Below are 16,664 nucleotides of genomic sequence, written 5' to 3'. Positions count from 1 at the left end.
GCGCGTCGAGACGATGTATTTCCCGGTGTGGGCTGCGGCTGGACGACATTGTCGCGGGCGGGCCGGTTACCGGCTGGCACTGACATGACGGATGTGTATTTCATCGCTGTTGTTTAGAATTTTTTCAATGATTTGCGCTAGAGATGGACGATGAATGAAATGTCCATAGACATCGAAGCGGATCGGGAAATCAGCAGCATTTCAACCACATTCAATATGGATGAGGCACATATTCTGCATAGCAAGATTATCGCTGAATGCGCATCTGTGGAGCGATGGCTGTTCAATCAGATTTCACTGTTCCAAAAACCGGCAATGATGCTTTCTCAAAAAATCGATCAGATGGAAAAACTGCTCGATCAAGACGAAAATCCATCGAAGCTCGCTAAAAAGATGAAGGTGCGCTTGACCGCATTCAGACCGTTCGCTCAGTTTAGATCCGAAATTGCGCACTCCGAGATGAGTTGGGCAACGCGGGGATATGAAATCATTATCTTATTCGAAAATGCTGCCCAAATCTGCCAGCCTCCAGTCCGCAAAATAACAGCTATATCGATGGATGACTTGAGAAATGTTCGGATCGGTATCGCAAAAGCGGAGAACGAACTGACGATGCTGGACATCGGCCTCAAACCATCTTGCACATCTCAGCCGGCGAAGACCTCCGTCACCCCAGCGAAGGCGGGGATCTAATCTCAAGGTAGCAAGAGACATACAGGCGGGCCGGATGCCAGCCTCCGCTGGCATGACGGTTCCTGATAGGAAAATATTGGCGGTTTGGCCCTCGTGCGCGAAAGTCAGGCAACCAGGCTAAAGAGACGCGTGCAGCCGGCGGACTACTCCGGCTTCTTCGCCACGCCCACAAATGCCGGCCGCAGCAGCCGGTCCTTGATCATGTAACCGGCCTGCATTTCCTGCACGATCGTGCCGGGTTCTTCATCGTCGGTCGGAATTTCGACCATCGCCTGATGCTGGTTGGGATCAAGCGGCAGGCCGACCGAGGCGACCCGCTTGATGCCGTTTTTCTCGAACACGGACTGCAGCTCGCGGCCAGTGGCCTCGATGCCGTTGATCAGGCCCTTCCACTTTTCCTCGTCCTTGACTTCGGCGGGAATGGCTTCGAGGGCGCGGTTCATATTGTCCATGACCGAGAGCATGTCGCGGGCAAAGCCCGTCGCGGCATAGGCGCGGGCGTCCTGCGCGTCCTTTTCCAGACGGCGTCGGACATTCTGGGTTTCCGCCTGGGCGTAGAGCACCGCCTGCTGGGCTTCGGCCAGTTCATTCTCCAGAGCTTCGATACGGTTGTCGGCATTTTCCGGCTGGGAGGCTTCCGCTTCCCCGCCCTCTTTCATCGACTCCGGCACGCCTTCCAGTTCGGCGGCGGCATCGGCATCATTTTGTCCGGGATTCTGCTTGGTATCGCTCATGTTCTAAATCACTCTAATTTCTATCATTTGGTCAACAAACGCGACAGGCTCTGCGCGGTAAAGTCTACCATGGGTACGACGCGCGCGTAATTCAACCTTGTCGGGCCGATTACGCCAACCACGCCGACCACCTGTCCGTCGCTGTCCTTGTAGGGCGCCGCTATCACAGATGAACCGGAAAGGGAGAATAATTTATTCTCCGCGCCGATAAATATTTTCGCGGCTTCGGCGTCGCGGGCATTGTCGAGCAGACGCGCGATTTCCTGCTTGCCCTCCAGCTCGTCGAGCAGCCGCCGCACCCGGTCGAGATCCTCGAGCGCGCTATTGTCTTGCAACAGGTTGGCCTGTCCACGCACGATCAGCACCGGCCGGTCAGAGGGATCGCGGCTCCAGGTCACCATGCCGGCCTTGACCAGCTCTTCCGACGCCTTGTCGATCGCCAGCTCGCCGGCACTGATTTCCCGGTCGAGCTGGACCAGCGCCTGCGACAGGGATTGCCCGCCGTAGCGGGCGGTGAGATAATTGCCCGCCTCGACCAGCGCCGATTCCGAAACGCCGGGCGGCAGGTCAAGCACACGGTTTTCGACCGCGCCGTCCTGTGACACGAGGATCGCCAGCCCCTGCCCCTCGGACAGTTTGACGAAACTGAATTGTTTGAGCAACGGCTCGCGCTTTGGCACCAGCACCAGACCGGCGCAGGAGGACAGGCCGGACAAGATCGAGGTCGTGGCGCGCAGGGCGTCCTCAACCGGCCCCTGTTCGGTGATCTGCCGCTCGATCGCGTCGCGCTCCTGCTGCGAGGGGGCAGCCGCCTGCATCATGCCGTCGACAAACAGCCGCAGGCCGAGTTCGGTCGGCATCCGCCCGGCGCTGGTGTGCGGCGCGGCGAGTAGGCCCAGCTCCTCAAGATCCTGCATGACATTGCGGATCGAGGCGGGGGAAAGCTCCAGCCCCGGCGCCTTCGATATGGTCCGCGACCCGACCGGCGCGCCGGTGTCGAGATAGGATTCCACCACGACGCGGAAAATATCCTGCGCCCGCGTGGTCATTTCGGTGATCGGGGTGGTGGTCATGGGTTATAGATAGGTGAATTGTCGGGAGGTTTCCAGCGCGCAATTGAGAGCTGCTGTGCAGCATATTTGTCTTATGGAATGGTCGGCTATTCCACCGATTCTTCAAATCTTTCTTCAGATTCAACCCACTGATTCGACTCAATATTCTGTCTTAATTTTTTGACTAACCCAAAATATGAAACCCTGAGTTTTTCTGAAAGAGAGTTTTGGCAACCCAGATAATAGATCGCATAGCGTTTTTCACCATTAGGATACTCCCATATCACATTCAAATTCGCGTTGTCCGTGGTCGCATATTTGCAGTCGAAACCCATAGTCCAATCGCCTGAAAGCTGCTGCACTAATGCACTTGCCGGAAAGGCTCTGATTTCCAGAAGACGTAAACTTTTCTCGATAGCAGTGAACTCGGCTGAGCTCAGTTCGATTTGAGCGCGCTGTCCCATAGCTGGGCGGTGGTCGGCACCCTCGTTGCCTTCAAAAAGACTGCCCTTATAAGGGTTTTTAGACCATTCTTGCTCGCTTACCCCAGCCCATGGTGATCCTGCAGCCACAAAAATTTGCTCTGCTTTGCCCATATGTGGATTATATACCGATTTCGCACATGATGAGAATGCTATCAAAACGCATGCTGACAAGGCAATTTTCGCGCATATTTTGATCCGCAAGAAATTCAGTTGGCTCATTCAAACAATCTAGCTACCACCCCCCTTCAAAGCCACAGGAGAATCAATCATGCGACCATCGGGCCGTGCGCCGGACGAAATGCGCGCCATTTCCATCGAAACCGAATTTACCAAACATGCCGAAGGAAGCTGCCTGATCAGCTTTGGCGATACCAAGGTGATCTGCACCGCCAGTATCGAAGAGCGCATTCCGCCATGGCTGCGCGGCAAGGGCGAAGGCTGGGTCACCGGCGAATATTCGATGCTGCCGCGGGCGACCAATACCCGAAATTCGCGCGAAGCGGCGCGCGGCAAGCAGAGCGGCCGGACGCAGGAAATCCAGCGGCTGATCGGGCGCTCTCTCCGCGCAGTCGTCGACATGAAGAAGCTGGGCGAACGCCAGATCACCGTCGATTGCGACGTCATACAGGCGGATGGCGGTACCCGCACAGCTTCGATCAGCGGCGCCTGGGTGGCGCTGCGCCTCGCGGTTAACGGTCTGCTCGATATGAAGCTGATCAGCGAAGATCCGATCGAACAGAAAATCGCCGCGATCAGCTGCGGCATTTTTGACGGCACGCCGGTGCTCGACCTTGACTATGACGAGGACAGCAACGCCGGCGCCGACGCCAATTTCGTGCTGACCGGCGACGGCAATATCGCCGAGGCGCAGGCGACTGCCGAGGGTCAGACTTTTGACGACGAAGGCCTGATGCGGCTGATGCGGCTGGCGAAGATCGGTTGTGACCGGATTTTCGAAGCGCAGGACAAGGCGGTCGGCTAGGATTTAGAGGAAATAGTCGTCATCCTGAACTTGTTTCAGGACCCCTTGAGAGCGCGCACAGACGTTGGAGGTCCTGAAACGAGTTCAGGATGACGAAAATGTTAGAAACTCATGACCCACCGCAAACTCACCCCCGGACGCCTCGTCATCGCCAGCCACAATCAGGGCAAGGTCCGCGAGATCCGGGCGTTGCTGGAGCCTTATGGCATCGAGCCGGTGTCGGCGGGCGATCTGGATCTGCCCGAACCGGAAGAAACCGGAACGACCTTCGCCGAAAACGCGCTGCTCAAGGCACGCGCGAGCGCGGAGGGGGCGAATTGCGTGGCGCTGGCCGATGACAGCGGGCTGTGCGTCGCGGCGCTCGGCGGCAAGCCGGGGGTCTACACCGCCGACTGGGCCGAGCGGCAATGGTTTGAAGGCGAGCCCGGCCGCGACTGGTATATGGCGATGGGCAAAGTCGAGGGAAAGCTGGCCGAACAAGGCCCGGACGTCGACCGCAGCGCCTATTTTGCCTGCACTTTGGCGCTGGCCTGGCCCGACGGGCATTCGGAAGTGTTTGAAGGCCGCGTTCAGGGCAATCTCGTCTGGCCGCCACGCGGCAAACTGGGATTTGGCTATGATCCGGTGTTTCAACCGGTCGGCTTTGACGAGACGTTTGCCGAACTCGATCCGGCGCAGAAACAGGCAATGAGCCACCGGGCGGACGCGTTCCGGAAACTGGTCGAGAGCTGTTTCTGAACGGACTGTGCTCCGCACGTGATGCGGAACGGGGCGCCGATAGGGCTCCGCATCACATGCGGAGAACATGGTTCTACCCCCGCAACGGGTCCCGGCCCATCACATTGCCGGCGGGACTATAGCGACAGACCAGATAATCCCAATGCGCGCTGCTCGCCATGGCGCATCCGACCCGTCGCGTTGTCGGCCAGATGATCTGGGTATAATGGCCGATATCGCTCCAGTTGCCGGTGGTGCTGTTGTCGGGGAAGCGCCCCGGTTTGAAATAGCGATCCTCCTCGACCCATGAGCCGACCATGTCGACATGGCCATAGGCGTTCCGCGTCCCCATCCAGAGATTTTCGCCCTGCCGTTCGCGCCTGCCAGTCTGGCTGTCATGGCCGAATCTGTTGGTCCGGGCCATTGAGCGTGCGTAGACGGCAGCATCCTGCGCCAGTTCGTCGCTCCACTGCAAATGAGGCGCACCGACCCTCTCCCGCGTCTGGTTATGCGCGCGCATCATCACATTCTGCAGTGGACCGGTGGCCCATCTTGCCGGGGCCGGCATGGCGCGCGGTGGCCGATATTCCATCGCGCGCGGCTTCGGCGGGGCCTGCACAGGCGTTTCCACCGCTATTTCCTGATAGGGAATTTGCGGCGGAATGGCGGAACAGGCCGCAAATAGTGGCGCGATCGCGAAGATAGGGCTAAGGGCGCGAAACTTATGCATGATCCGCACCATAGAGAGCCAGACGTTAACAAGTCCGTTACGGGACCGCTGGCGCTCTACATCCACTGGCCGTTCTGCGTCTCCAAATGCCCCTATTGCGACTTCAACAGCCATGTCCGCGAGCGGGTGGATATAGCCGTCTGGCAAGCCGCGCTGCTCGCCGATATGGCGCATGAAGCGGCGCTGGCGCCCGGACGCAAGCTGTCGAGCATCTTCTTTGGTGGCGGCACGCCTTCGCTGATGCCGCCCGCGCTGGTCGAGACGCTGATCGCCGCGGCGGAAAGCCATTGGGGCTTTGCCGACGATATCGAAATCACGCTGGAAGCCAATCCGTCTTCGGTCGAGGCGGCGAACTTCCATGACCTTGCCGGGGCGGGCGTCAATCGGGTGTCGCTGGGCCTGCAATCGCTGGAGGACCAGACGCTCGCGTTTCTGGGTCGCGCCCATGATGTCAGCGAAGGGCTGGCCGCGCTGGATACCGCGCAACAGGCGTTCGACCGGGTCAGCTTTGATCTGATCTACGCCCGCCCCGGACAGTCACTGGACGACTGGCAGAAAGAGCTCGAGCGCGCGCTGTCCTTCGGCACCGGGCATCTCTCGCTCTATCAGCTGACCATCGAGCCGGGAACGCGGTTCGAGACTTTGGTGCGCACCGGCAAGCTGGTCCCGGCCGACGATGACCATTGCGCCGATCTGTTCGAACTCAACCGCAGCATCATGACCGCAGCCGGCCTGCCCGCCTACGAGATCAGCAATCATGCAAAACCCGGTCAGGAAAGCCGCCACAATCTGACCTACTGGCGCTATGAGGATTATGTCGGCATCGGTCCCGGCGCGCACGGGCGGCGGCTGGACAGCGCAACCGAGCGGCACAAGAAGCCGGAGAATTTTCTGTCGGCCGTGGAGCGCAACGGCAACGGCCTGAAGGTCGAACAGCCGCTGTCGCCGGAGACGCGGGCGGTGGAAGCGCTGATGATGGGGCTGCGCCTCGCCGAGGGAGTCGATCTGGCCGCGCTGGCAGACAAGACCGGACTGACGGTGGCGCAGTTGGTCGATGATGCAGCCATTCACCAACTCGCCGGTCTGGGCTTGCTCGACGCCGCAGAAGAGCGGTTGACGATATCGCCCAGGGGCATGCCGCTGCTTGATGCACTCCTGCCAAAGATTATCGCAGACATCTGAAATCACATGTGATTTTCTATCGCCCATGAGCGTTGAATATTGTCTGCATAGCTGTCACACTCCACAAAAATGTGGAGAGAGATGCCATGGGAATATTCAGCGTCATCAAGCGCGAGATCCAATTCACGCGGTCGCTGAAAAATGTGATGGCTCTGGTCAAGGATATCGATGCTGACGCGCCGATCCTGATCACCGACGATATCGAAGCCACAATCGACCGGTTTCCGGGTAATATTGCCTTTCATTTCGAAGGCAACACCGTGACCTATGCGGCGTTCGAGGAGCGCGCCAACCGGATCGCGCACTGGGCGCTGGCGCAGGGTTATCGGGCGGGTGACACAGTCGCCCTGTTCATGGAAAATGCACCCGATTTTGTCGCCACCTGGTTCGGCCTGTCCAAGGTCGGGATCGTCACCGCGCTGATCAACAGCAATCTGGAAGGCGCCGGCTTGGCCCATTGCCTGAATATCGTAGAGACCAGGGCGGTGATCACCACCGCGGATCTGGCGTCGCGGGTGTCGCATATTGCTGCCCAGCTGGAAGGATCGCCGGTACTGTGGGACTGGGACGGCGAGGTTGGTGAGGACCTCAACAGCGCCTTGGCCGCCCTGCCCGCCGATCGGCCGGACAAACGCCATCGCGCGCATATGACCGGCAAGGATCTTTTCCTCTATGTCTATACATCGGGCACCACCGGACTGCCCAAGGCAGCACGCATTTCCCACGCCCGCGCCCGGCGCAGCTTCCGCATTGCCATCTCGACCTGCCCGCTGACACCGGAAGACCGCATCTATATCACCCTGCCACTCTACCATGTGACCGGCGGTTTCATCGGCATGGGCGGCGCCTTGCTCAGCGGCGCATCGGCGATATTGCGGCGCAAATTCTCCGCTTCGCAATATTGGGATGACGCCGCCGACTATGGCGCGACGGTGGTCGTCTATATCGGTGAGCTGTGCCGCTATCTGCTCAACCAGCCGGACCATCCCAAACAGAGCGCCCACAAGGTGCGTGTCGGTATCGGAAACGGCCTACGGGCGGACATCTGGCAGCAATTTGTCGACCGGTTCCAGGTCCCCAAGCTGCTCGAAATCTATGGTTCGACCGAGGGCAATATCTTCCTGATGAACTTTGACGGCAAGATTGGCGCGGTCGGCCGGATCCCGAAATATCTGGAGAAGCAGTTCGGCGATACCAGGATCGTCAAATTCGACATAGCCGAGGAACAGCCGGTGCGCGGCGAGGACGGCTTCTGCATCCAAGCAGACTGGGACGAGCCGGGCGAGCTGATCGGGCGCATTTTCAAGGACAGCCCGTCCGATTTTTCCGGCTATCAGGACAAGGAAGCGACCGAAAAGAAAATCCTCCGCGACGTGTTCGAGAAAGGCGATGCCTGGTTCCGCTCCGGCGACCTGATGAGCCGCGACCGGTCCGGCTATATCTATTTCAAGGACCGGATCGGCGACACGTTCCGCTGGAAGGGCGAGAATGTCGCGACCAATGAAGTGTCCGAAGTGCTGTCGCAATATCCCGGGATCAAGACCGCCAATGTCTATGGCGTCGAGGTCTCCGGCACCGATGGCCGCGCCGGCATGGCCTCGCTGACGGTGGCGAATGATTTCGACATATCCGGCCTGCGCGCCTTTCTGGCCCGGGAAATGCCGCCTTATGCGGTGCCCCTGTTCATCCGGATCGAACCGGAAGCGCAGACCACCGGCACGTTCAAATATCGCAAGGTCGAGCTGGTCAAGGAAGGCTTTGATGTCAACGCGATCGATGACCCGATCTGGTTCTGCAAACCGGATGAAGAGGGCTATGCCGCGCTGACCAAGGCGGAACATGCGAAGATATTGTCGGGTGAATATCGGTTATAAAGCGTGTGCTCCGCACTTGATGCGGAGTTTTTCGGCGGTGCAGGTCTTGCCGCCAGAGCTCCGCATCCCGTGCGGAGCACATTGCGTTCATTCTCTCCCATAGGGAGAGGATGTCTGGTGCCCCTGCGCAGGCAGGGGTCCATCTCCAACTCGCGCCAAGATCATCATCCGGGAGATGGATCCCTGCCTGCGCAGGGATACGAATCAGGACAATCATTTGAAAATGTCTGCCTCCGACCTCGCCGTCATTGCGAGGAGCGGATGCGACGAAGCAATCCAGAGCGGCGCGCACCGCTCTGGATTGCTTCGCTACGCTCGCAATGACGGGACCTGAATGCGCACGGTAATCCTCTCCCTATGGGAGAGGATGTTTGGAGATTGATTCCGGGTCTGCTAGATTCCCCGCATGGACAGCGCCGCCGCTCTCATCGATGCCTTCTCCGCCCATCTTCGCGATGACCGGCGGCGGTCGCAGCATACGGTGCGGGCCTATGTGACGACGGCCGAGCGTTTCACCGCCTTTCTGATGGACCATATCGGCGGCGGTGTGGCCGCAGACGAGGTCAAGGCGGTGACGCAGGCGGATATACGCGCCTATCTCACCCACCGCAGAGGCGACGGCCTGACCAATAATAGCGCCGCGCGGGAATTGTCGGCCTTGCGGGCCTTTCTGAAACATGTCGGCGGCGACGAAGCACAGATACCGAAGATAAAGGGTCCCAAGGTCAAGCGCGGCGTACCGCGGCCCGCGTCGCCCGATGATATATTGGCGATTGCCGCAGACGTGCAGGACGGCGCCAGCAGCGACTGGGTCGGCGCCCGTGACTGGGCGGTGCTGCTGCTGCTTTATGGCTCCGGCCTGCGGATCAGCGAAGCCCTGGGCCTCACCGGAGACGCCCTGCCCCTGTCCGATACCCTGCGAGTCACCGGCAAGCGCGGCAAGACCAGAATCGTGCCCCTGCTCCCGCAAGTGCGCGAGGCGATCGAACATTATATCGATCTGTGTCCCTATCCGATTGCTGCCGATTTTGCCCGCTGCAAGCATGATGATATCAGCGGATCACCCCTGTTCCGTGGCAAGCGTGGCGGGCCGTTGTCGCCCAATATGATCCGGCGCGTGGTGCAGCAGGCAAGGACCAGGCTCGGCATTGCCGACACCACCACACCGCATGCGCTGCGCCACAGTTTCGCGACCCATCTGCTGGCTGGTGGCGCGGATTTGCGCAGCCTGCAGGAATTGCTGGGTCACGCCAGTCTCAGTTCAACGCAGGTCTATACCGCCGTCGATGCGGCGCATTTGCTGGATGTCTACCAAAATGCCCATCCCAGGGCGGAGTGATTGTCAGGATGCGGTCAACGCTGTCAGCGTAACGTCACTGAACCGCTGTCAGCCGTCATCGCGAGCGCTGGTCTGGCTAACGTGCGTCAGCACATCAATCGCCTCGGCAACCTTCACTGCAGGAACGCTCAACTGCATTTCATCCAGCTGGACGAGCACATCGTTGAGTACCTGAATGAAGCCGGACAGTTGATCTTCGTTTTTCATCCCGAACACTTTTGCTATTGATACGAATATCAATGGTTATGAAGCCTGAAACTCACAAATCACTACCCTGATACATAGTGAGACTTCATAAGCAAAATGTCAAAATTTACATGTTATATATTGTAAAACCACGAAGAAACTTCCGATAGTCTGGTCAGGCTCTTTCGGTACCAGCTTCATTTTCAACTGCCGCCGGGGCCGGTTTATCCGCGACATCCAGCACCATCTCGATCGTCGAAACCGCCTTGTCGGTTATTCTGAAGCTGCGGTCTGCTCCGGTTTCGGAGATATTGCCGGTCACCAGATCGTGCCCCGCCAGTACGGAGAGAATCCGGTCGAGATTGGTCGGAAAGCGCATCGCTTCGGACAGCGCCGATTCCCGCACCACGGGAGCCTTATCCCCCGCCGCATACAGGGTCAGCATCACCAGCCAGGTGTCCTCTCCGAGGTCGGAGATTTCGTCGCCAAATAACTGGTGCCGTTTTGCCGCCATGGCCAGAAGATCGTTCGCAATATCGGTAAAGCGCATATGCCTCCCCCGTTTCTGTGATGGAGTGATTGGTGGCGTTCGCGCCAGCCAAACATCCCGCTAGACTGTGGCGATATATATGGCCGGCATGGACAACAATATGTACCTAGGGACAGGGTAGATCGCTGCGCCGCCTTGAGTGGTCCGATCCGGCGCTGCGGATTATCAGAAACCCTATCATAATGAATAGCTATAATTCACGGCGAGCCGCCGCTTTTCCGATAGCGCCTAATTCTTTAGCCAGTAGCGATTTCCGTATCGTCACGCATGATCGACGGGCAGATTAGCACCCATAATTCTATAAAAAAATGAATATGAGCGCTGAAACAATCATTGTTTTTTTCTGCACCAGGTGAGGAGTCTGAAATGAACAGGAAAGTACGTTACAACGAATCCATCTATACACGAAAATCAATCAAAGCCGCGCTGATGGGCTCGGCAATTGCCATCGGCACAGCCGGCATGGGCACGCCGGTACTGGCGCAGGATTCCGTCGAGGATAACGCCGGCAGCAACATCATCATCGTCACGGCGCGCAAGCAGAATGAAACGCTTCAGGAAACGCCGGTCACGGTCACCTCGATCGGTGGCGACACGCTCGACAAATTCCAGGTCAATGAAGTCGCCGATGTGGTGAGCCGCATTCCGGCGCTGAATGTCCAGGTCGGCGGTTCGGGGGCGGGCGGCCAGATCAGCCTGCGCGGCGTAGGCACAACCAATATTTCCGCCGCCTTTGACTCAGCCGTGGCATTTGATTTCGACGGCGTCTCGATGAGCACCATGCGACTGGTTCAGGCTTCCTTTTTCGATGTCGAGCAGATCGATGTCCTGAAGGGCCCGCAATCGCTGTTCTTCGGCAAAAGCGCATCGGCCGGGGTATTCTCGGTTCGCTCCGCCAATCCGACCGCGGACTGGGAAGTCGGTGGCAAGGCCTCTTACGAATTTGAGGAAGAAGGCTATACGGTCGGCGGCTATATTTCCGGTCCGGTGAGCGACACGCTCGGCATTCGCGTCGCAGCGCAATATCAGAATATCGACAAATATGTCGAACTGGAAGCCGGCACGCCCTCGGTTTTCGCCGACAGTGGCAAGGCGCTGAAAAATTTCGTCGGCCGGGTGACCCTGCAATGGGATCCGACCGACAATTTCTCCGCCAATCTGAAACTCAACTATAATCACAATTTCGGCGACAGCCTGCTCGGCCATTCCGATATAGATTGCGGCGCCAACGGGCTCCCCGACGATGTTTTCCTTTCGGTACCCGGCGTTTCGATCCCGTCCAACTCGACCTGCGACATACAGGACGGGCTCTATCCCCATCCCGACGGTCATCCTGCGCTGCAAGTGATAGCGCCGGGTACCATCGGCGCGGACCGCTATCAGGGCCAGTCCTATAACGAGACCAATACCGTCTTCGTCCGGCTGGCGATGGATCTGGAGCTCAGTGACACGCTGACCCTGTCGACCGTCAGCGGTTTTCTCGACCTCGACAACGAGCATATCGACCATTTCAGCTATGTCGGCATATTGCCCAATGGCGATCCCGGCGGCCTGCCTGCGCCCTTTACCGACGCGCTCACGCAGCATACGCAGGAAATCCGCCTGACCAGCGACTTCGACGGCATGTTCAATTTCATGGTCGGCGGCTTCTGGGAAAGCCGTAGCCAGCCGTTGCAGACATCGCAAAACGCCTTTCTGGGCTCGTTTCTCTTCCCGGATTCCCGCGGTATCACCTATGACTGGGTGGCCGACCGTACGACCAAGAGCGAGGCCCTGTCCTTCTTCGGCAGCATGAGCCTGGACATTACCGACGAGCTCGAACTGTCCGGCGGTGTGCGCTGGACTGACGAGCAAAAAACCCACCGGACATCCTTTCCGTTCGTCCACAATGCACTGACCTTCCTCAATGGTATTGTCGGCGGTATCGGGCTGGTGGTTCCCGAGGGTTTCCAGACCGGTCCAATCAAATTTTCCGACAGCAACATCTCGCCGGAAGTGACACTGAAATACCAGGCAACGCCGGATCTCAACTTCTATGCGTCTTACAAGACCGGCTTCAAGTCGGGCGGTGTCGACAACAGCAGCCTGCCGACCGCGTCGATCCAGCTGGTAGTGCCCGGATTTGCCGAACAATATCCGGCCCTCTATCCCGATCCCGAAGCGGCGCGGGCCGCGGCGCTCAGCTCGCTGATCTATGATTCCGAAACCGCCAAGGGCGGCGAAGTCGGGGTCAAGGCAATCTTCGGCAATGGCGCATTCCGCATCAATACGGCGGCTTTCTACTTCGTCTTCGATGATCTGCAGGTGCAGAATTTCGACGGCGCAGCGGTGCGCTTTCTGACGATCAATGCGGGTGAATTGACAACCAAGGGCTTTGACGTCGACTGGTCCTGGCGCACTCCGGTCGACGGCCTGAGCTTCTCCGGCGCACTCGGCTATACCGATGCCAAGTTCACCGACACGTTCATATCGCAGGATCCCGACGGCATCCCGGGCAATGCCGATGACGTCGATCTCGACGGGCGGAGAGCGGCGCGCGCACCGAAATGGTCCGGCAATATCGCCTTCGACTGGACCTTGCCGATGAGCGATACGCTCGAATTCGGAGTGAATGGCAACGCCGCCTACAGCTCGTCCTATTTTGCCGGCAACAATAATTTCAACGATTATGTCCAGGACAGCTATGTCACGCTCGACGGCGCCGTCTCGATCGGCCATCCGGACGGCCAATGGAAACTGTCCCTGATCGGCGTCAATCTGACCAACGAGATCTGGGCCAATACGGTCGGCGACCGGCCGTTCCTGCCGGCTGGCGGCGACGACCGCGTTGTCACCCAGAATCGTGGGCGGCAATTGTTCGTGGAAGCCGCTTTCAAGTTCTGATCGACACTCTCCCGTTGATCGCGTCAGGCCGGACCAGCAACTGCTGTCCGGCCTGATTTTTGCGCCGGACAAGAGACACGTGCTCCCATTCCTGTTGAGAAAAGTGAGCTGGCAGCCTTTTGCGCGGCTACGGGGTGCCAAGTGCCAATAAGAGATCTGTCGAAGTGTAGAGGGACGATATTCGATCACCGGCGACGCGATGCTCTCCCGAAGAATTCTCGGCCCGCATTTTGATGATGTGCAAAATATTGGCCTGAACATCGCCGAGCAGCAGATCACCCCACAAACCCAGATATAAATCCATATGGCTGCGCATTTTATAGCGGGTGGTCAAAGCCAGCTTTGACCGGTTATTGCCCATTTGCTTGATCTCGTAGCGACCCGAGATGATCTTCAGCTTGTCACCATCCGGTGAAATATGCCGGTCAGTATATTGTTGTACACTGTCGTCGGGAAAGCGGAAATTCCAACTCAGCATGGTCCCTTTTTCGAAACCGGTAACCACCTCTTTAAATCGAATATTTTCGCCCCATTGCGCTTTCCGGATCAGCCCGTCGCTTTCGCGCTGAATTTTTGCTTCGCTCGGACGGGGGACCATTAAAATATCCTGGGTCAGGTTGAATGTCCCTTCATCGGACGAAATTGCGGGAATGTTGATCAGCAGAGGCCACACGGTTTTTGCCGGTGCTTCGATTTCGATTTCACGAGACACTTCCCAACTATTCCATTCTGGCGGTATCCTCTGTTCGGCGGCCAGCAGTGCTAAGGGAACGATGACCCAGCCTGCAGACATCAGACGGGTCCTTCCTTGTTTCCTTGCTTCTCCGGCATTCCACCGGTTGACGAGTGCTCCGACAGCAGCCGCCGGTATCCACAGTGGAAATAGCATCGCGATGCAGATCAGACCCTCAATATTGGCGAGATACGTGAGCAGGAAAATGATTCCCAGGCCGAGAGTTACGAAGCCGATGCAGCCGAGCATGGACTTACTGCCATTGGGGTCGGCGAATTGGACGGTCAAGCCGCCAAGCGCAGCAGGGATAACAAGCAAGGCAACCAAACCCGCGTCGCTGAGCCCCCACAGGTCGCTATAGAATAACAGCAACGCCGTCCCGAACAGGATGGTCAGCAAGGTCGCCGTCAAAACATGATCGGCTCGACCAAATTTTCTACCGGTTTCGGACATCGCTATCATCACCCTTCCGCATCATCCGCATGTGGACAGCCTGCCTCATCCTCCCTTCGGCCGCCAGAAGATAATCCGCCAGATGTAGACCACGACCAGCAACCCGATAACGCCGAGCGATACCGGGCCCAGATAGCGCCCGATATCATCGATATTCTGCTGCAGCATATAGCCGGCAAAAACCAGCGCGCTGTTCCAGACTGCAGCGCCGGCGCTGGTGGCGAGGATGAAGCGTTTGTGCGACATGCCGAACAGACCGGCGGGCACGGAAATCATCGTCCTTATATTGGGGATGAAGCGGGCGACGAAGACCACCCACTGGCCGTGATTGTCGAAAATCCGGTCGATCCGGTTGACCGTCTCAACGTCGAGCGTCAGCCAGCGACCATGTTTGCGGACAAAGGCGCGCAGATCATCCTCGTTCCAGTGGCGCCCGATCATGAACCAGACATAATTGCCGGCCAGCGAACCGATGGTGCCGACCAGCACCAGCCATGCCGGGTGGAATGTCCCCTGCCCCACGCCGACTCCGCCCAGCCCCATGATCAGCTCGGACGGGATCGGCGGGAAGATATTTTCCAGCGCCATCAGCAGCGCAATGGCCCAATAGCCGCCCTGCTCGATCAGGTCTGTTACCCAGCTGCTCATTCACAGCTCACGGCTTTGGGCTTCAAGGGAGATCACAGGAGAGCAAACCTTGTTCGACAAAATGATACTGCACCGGAAGCAATGCAAACCCTAGCAATGCGAGCGGAATATAAATCCACCTCAGTTTTTTGAAAAAGAATGAACCGATACCAACTGCCAGCAAAACCAGAAATCCAATATGGATAGACCCAAATATGTCGGAATATTGCCCGTCCAGAGGTCCGGTACAAAAGACACTGATTTTATGGACTGAACCCCAACTCACCAGCAAGACGGCAATCTGCGTCAATAGCAAAAGCAGCACAATACCGCCGCTGGACCATAGCCTTTTTAATATGGAATTTTTAGTTTCCAAGCCGCCGCTCGATTGCATCCCAGATCATGCCGGACGTGTCGGTGCCGTTGAAATTATCGATCGCGACAATCCCGGTCGGCGAGGTCACGTTGATTTCGGTCAGCCATTTGCCGCCGATCACATCGATGCCGACAAAGATCAGGCCAAGCCGTTTCAGATCAGGCCCCATCGCCGCGCAGATTTCCTTCTCGCGGTCGGTCAGCTCGGCCGCTTCGGCATAGCCGCCCTGCGCGAGATTGCTGCGGAATTCGCCTTCGCCCGGCTTGCGGTTGATCGCACCGGCGACTTCGCCGTCGACCAGCACGATGCGCTTGTCGCCCTGATGCACTTCGGGGAGGAAGGGCTGGACCATATGCGGTTCCGGCCAGGTCTGGTTGAACACCTCGAATAGAGCGCTGAGATTGCTGCCGTCTTCCGGCACCAAGAAGATCGCCTTGCCGCCATTGCCGTGCAGCGGCTTGACCACGACGCCGCCATGTTCCTTCTGGAAGGCGCGCACTTCGTCAAGATCACGGGTGATCAGGGTTGGCGGCATGAACTGCGCATAGTCGAGCACATAGACTTTTTCCGGCGCGTTGCGGACGGAGACGGGGTTGTTGACCACCAGTGTCTCGCCCTCGATCCGCTCGAGCAGGTGCGTCGCGGTGATATAGCCGACGTGGAACGGCGGGTCCTGTCGCATCAGCACGACATCGACATCGCTGCCGAGGTCGAGTTTGACCGGGTCACCAAAGGTGAAATGGTCGCCCTTCACCGGCTGCACGGTCACCGGATGGGCCGGCGTGGTCAGACGGCCATTAGCCTGCAGGGTCAGGCCCTTCACGTCGTAATGGAACAGCTCGTACCCGCGCTTCTGGGCGGAGAGCATCAGTGCGAAGCTGCTGTCTCCCGCGATATTCACGGTCTCCATGGGGTCCATCTGGACGGCAATTTTCAGGGTCATTTCTATTCCTTAGACATTTTCAAACCCGCTTACCGTTCGTGTCGAGCCTAGTCGAGACACATTGGCATTGCGGCAAGCGTCTCTCGACTTCGCTCGAGACGAGCGGGGGAGTTGGGTTTCTAACC

The 16,664-nt window shown here is 58.2% G+C and carries 17 protein-coding genes; 7 read left to right on the top strand and 10 right to left on the bottom strand.

Annotation, left to right across the window (positions count from 1 at the left end):
* The first annotated feature begins 150 nt into the window (after positions 1 to 150).
* The gene (locus ACHZCJ_RS00645) at positions 151 to 693 is read left to right on the top strand and encodes a hypothetical protein (RefSeq protein ID WP_321322989.1); all 543 of its coding nucleotides are present in this window, start codon (positions 151 to 153) and stop codon (positions 691 to 693) included.
* Positions 694 to 836: 143 nt separating this feature from the next.
* Here ACHZCJ_RS00645 and grpE read toward each other — a convergent pair whose 3' ends face one another.
* From grpE to ACHZCJ_RS00630, 3 genes are all read right to left on the bottom strand, one after another.
* A complete protein-coding gene (grpE, locus tag ACHZCJ_RS00640; protein ID WP_159643742.1) occupies positions 837 to 1,427 on the bottom strand; it encodes a nucleotide exchange factor GrpE in 591 nt (196 codons plus the stop codon).
* Between the two features lie 23 nt (positions 1,428 to 1,450).
* Complete coding sequence (gene hrcA, locus ACHZCJ_RS00635) at positions 1,451 to 2,500, bottom strand: heat-inducible transcriptional repressor HrcA (RefSeq protein ID WP_321322985.1); 1,050 nt, start codon at positions 2,498 to 2,500, stop codon at positions 1,451 to 1,453.
* Between the two features lie 86 nt (positions 2,501 to 2,586).
* Entirely contained in the window at positions 2,587 to 3,183 is a 597-nt protein-coding gene (locus ACHZCJ_RS00630; RefSeq protein WP_321322982.1) for a hypothetical protein, read from the bottom strand.
* A 49-nt stretch (positions 3,184 to 3,232) separates the two neighbouring features.
* On the opposite strand from ACHZCJ_RS00630, the gene rph reads away from it, so the two are divergent.
* Positions 3,233 to 3,946: a ribonuclease PH gene (rph, locus tag ACHZCJ_RS00625; RefSeq protein WP_321322980.1), complete on the top strand. Its 714-nt coding sequence runs from the start codon at positions 3,233 to 3,235 to the stop codon at positions 3,944 to 3,946.
* A 111-nt stretch (positions 3,947 to 4,057) separates the two neighbouring features.
* On the top strand, positions 4,058 to 4,684 hold the full coding sequence (rdgB, locus tag ACHZCJ_RS00620; RefSeq protein WP_321322978.1) for an RdgB/HAM1 family non-canonical purine NTP pyrophosphatase: 627 nt from the start codon (positions 4,058 to 4,060) through the stop codon (positions 4,682 to 4,684).
* Between the two features lie 73 nt (positions 4,685 to 4,757).
* Here the strand turns inward: rdgB and ACHZCJ_RS00615 are convergent, their stop codons facing one another.
* Positions 4,758 to 5,393 (bottom strand): CAP domain-containing protein, encoded by a 636-nt coding sequence (locus tag ACHZCJ_RS00615; RefSeq protein ID WP_321322976.1) that lies wholly within the window; start codon positions 5,391 to 5,393, stop codon positions 4,758 to 4,760.
* Between ACHZCJ_RS00615 and hemW the strand changes: the two genes are divergently transcribed.
* From hemW to ACHZCJ_RS00600, 3 genes are all read left to right on the top strand, one after another.
* The gene (hemW, locus tag ACHZCJ_RS00610) at positions 5,388 to 6,575 is read left to right on the top strand and encodes a radical SAM family heme chaperone HemW (RefSeq protein WP_321322975.1); all 1,188 of its coding nucleotides are present in this window, start codon (positions 5,388 to 5,390) and stop codon (positions 6,573 to 6,575) included. The two genes, ACHZCJ_RS00615 and hemW, sit on opposite strands and share 6 nt — an antisense overlap.
* Positions 6,576 to 6,661: 86 nt before the next feature.
* Positions 6,662 to 8,449 (top strand): long-chain-acyl-CoA synthetase, encoded by a 1,788-nt coding sequence (locus ACHZCJ_RS00605; RefSeq protein WP_321322974.1) that lies wholly within the window; start codon positions 6,662 to 6,664, stop codon positions 8,447 to 8,449.
* A gap of 406 nt (positions 8,450 to 8,855) precedes the next feature.
* On the top strand, positions 8,856 to 9,788 hold the full coding sequence (locus ACHZCJ_RS00600) for a tyrosine recombinase XerC (RefSeq protein WP_321322972.1): 933 nt from the start codon (positions 8,856 to 8,858) through the stop codon (positions 9,786 to 9,788).
* A gap of 48 nt (positions 9,789 to 9,836) precedes the next feature.
* Here ACHZCJ_RS00600 and ACHZCJ_RS00595 read toward each other — a convergent pair whose 3' ends face one another.
* Together ACHZCJ_RS00595 and ACHZCJ_RS00590 are read right to left on the bottom strand one after the other, a co-directional pair.
* Positions 9,837 to 9,995, bottom strand: a complete 159-nt coding sequence (locus ACHZCJ_RS00595) for a hypothetical protein (RefSeq protein WP_321322971.1) — start codon at positions 9,993 to 9,995, stop codon at positions 9,837 to 9,839.
* A gap of 154 nt (positions 9,996 to 10,149) precedes the next feature.
* Positions 10,150 to 10,524: a hypothetical protein gene (locus ACHZCJ_RS00590; protein WP_321322969.1), complete on the bottom strand. Its 375-nt coding sequence runs from the start codon at positions 10,522 to 10,524 to the stop codon at positions 10,150 to 10,152.
* A 366-nt stretch (positions 10,525 to 10,890) separates the two neighbouring features.
* On the opposite strand from ACHZCJ_RS00590, the gene ACHZCJ_RS00585 reads away from it, so the two are divergent.
* Positions 10,891 to 13,407 carry a TonB-dependent receptor domain-containing protein gene (locus ACHZCJ_RS00585; RefSeq protein ID WP_321322967.1) on the top strand — a complete coding sequence of 839 codons (2,517 nt, stop codon included), beginning with the start codon at positions 10,891 to 10,893 and terminating at the stop codon, positions 13,405 to 13,407.
* 127 nt (positions 13,408 to 13,534) lie between these two features.
* Here the strand turns inward: ACHZCJ_RS00585 and ACHZCJ_RS00580 are convergent, their stop codons facing one another.
* Genes ACHZCJ_RS00580 through gshB form a run of 4 tightly spaced genes read right to left on the bottom strand, consistent with a single transcriptional unit; the run spans position 13,535 to position 16,539 of the window.
* Positions 13,535 to 14,602, bottom strand: a complete 1,068-nt coding sequence (locus ACHZCJ_RS00580) for a hypothetical protein (protein WP_394699992.1) — start codon at positions 14,600 to 14,602, stop codon at positions 13,535 to 13,537.
* A gap of 36 nt (positions 14,603 to 14,638) precedes the next feature.
* Positions 14,639 to 15,241, bottom strand: a complete 603-nt coding sequence (locus ACHZCJ_RS00575) for a DedA family protein (protein WP_321322963.1) — start codon at positions 15,239 to 15,241, stop codon at positions 14,639 to 14,641.
* A gap of 22 nt (positions 15,242 to 15,263) precedes the next feature.
* Positions 15,264 to 15,596: a hypothetical protein gene (locus tag ACHZCJ_RS00570; RefSeq protein ID WP_321322961.1), complete on the bottom strand. Its 333-nt coding sequence runs from the start codon at positions 15,594 to 15,596 to the stop codon at positions 15,264 to 15,266.
* Positions 15,586 to 16,539 carry a glutathione synthase gene (gshB, locus tag ACHZCJ_RS00565; protein ID WP_321322959.1) on the bottom strand — a complete coding sequence of 318 codons (954 nt, stop codon included), beginning with the start codon at positions 16,537 to 16,539 and terminating at the stop codon, positions 15,586 to 15,588. The genes ACHZCJ_RS00570 and gshB overlap by 11 nt, the downstream gene beginning before the upstream one ends.
* Positions 16,540 to 16,664: the final 125 nt, after the last annotated feature.

Origin of the sequence: uncultured Parasphingorhabdus sp., from assembly GCF_963677535.2 — a bacterium.
GTDB lineage: Bacteria > Pseudomonadota > Alphaproteobacteria > Sphingomonadales > Sphingomonadaceae > Parasphingorhabdus.
The sequence above is the reverse complement of the archived record's forward strand: the minus strand, read 5'-3'. Positions and strand labels throughout refer to the sequence as shown.

Excerpts from the sequence above, each read along its gene's own strand:
- ACHZCJ_RS00645 (WP_321322989.1), top strand. The coding sequence starts at position 151 with ATGAATGAAATGTCCATAGACATCGAAGCGGATCGGGAAATCAGCAGC.
- grpE (WP_159643742.1), bottom strand. The coding sequence starts at position 1,427 with ATGAGCGATACCAAGCAGAATCCCGGACAAAATGATGCCGATGCCGCC.
- hrcA (WP_321322985.1), bottom strand. The coding sequence starts at position 2,500 with ATGACCACCACCCCGATCACCGAAATGACCACGCGGGCGCAGGATATT.
- ACHZCJ_RS00630 (WP_321322982.1), bottom strand. The coding sequence starts at position 3,183 with ATGAGCCAACTGAATTTCTTGCGGATCAAAATATGCGCGAAAATTGCC.
- rph (WP_321322980.1), top strand. The coding sequence starts at position 3,233 with ATGCGACCATCGGGCCGTGCGCCGGACGAAATGCGCGCCATTTCCATC.
- rdgB (WP_321322978.1), top strand. The coding sequence starts at position 4,058 with ATGACCCACCGCAAACTCACCCCCGGACGCCTCGTCATCGCCAGCCAC.
- hemW (WP_321322975.1), top strand. The coding sequence starts at position 5,388 with ATGCATGATCCGCACCATAGAGAGCCAGACGTTAACAAGTCCGTTACG.
- ACHZCJ_RS00615 (WP_321322976.1), bottom strand. The coding sequence starts at position 5,393 with ATGCATAAGTTTCGCGCCCTTAGCCCTATCTTCGCGATCGCGCCACTA.
- ACHZCJ_RS00605 (WP_321322974.1), top strand. The coding sequence starts at position 6,662 with ATGGGAATATTCAGCGTCATCAAGCGCGAGATCCAATTCACGCGGTCG.
- ACHZCJ_RS00600 (WP_321322972.1), top strand. The coding sequence starts at position 8,856 with ATGGACAGCGCCGCCGCTCTCATCGATGCCTTCTCCGCCCATCTTCGC.
- ACHZCJ_RS00595 (WP_321322971.1), bottom strand. The coding sequence starts at position 9,995 with ATGAAAAACGAAGATCAACTGTCCGGCTTCATTCAGGTACTCAACGAT.
- ACHZCJ_RS00590 (WP_321322969.1), bottom strand. The coding sequence starts at position 10,524 with ATGCGCTTTACCGATATTGCGAACGATCTTCTGGCCATGGCGGCAAAA.
- ACHZCJ_RS00585 (WP_321322967.1), top strand. The coding sequence starts at position 10,891 with ATGAACAGGAAAGTACGTTACAACGAATCCATCTATACACGAAAATCA.
- ACHZCJ_RS00580 (WP_394699992.1), bottom strand. The coding sequence starts at position 14,602 with ATGATAGCGATGTCCGAAACCGGTAGAAAATTTGGTCGAGCCGATCAT.
- ACHZCJ_RS00575 (WP_321322963.1), bottom strand. The coding sequence starts at position 15,241 with ATGAGCAGCTGGGTAACAGACCTGATCGAGCAGGGCGGCTATTGGGCC.
- gshB (WP_321322959.1), bottom strand. The coding sequence starts at position 16,539 with ATGACCCTGAAAATTGCCGTCCAGATGGACCCCATGGAGACCGTGAAT.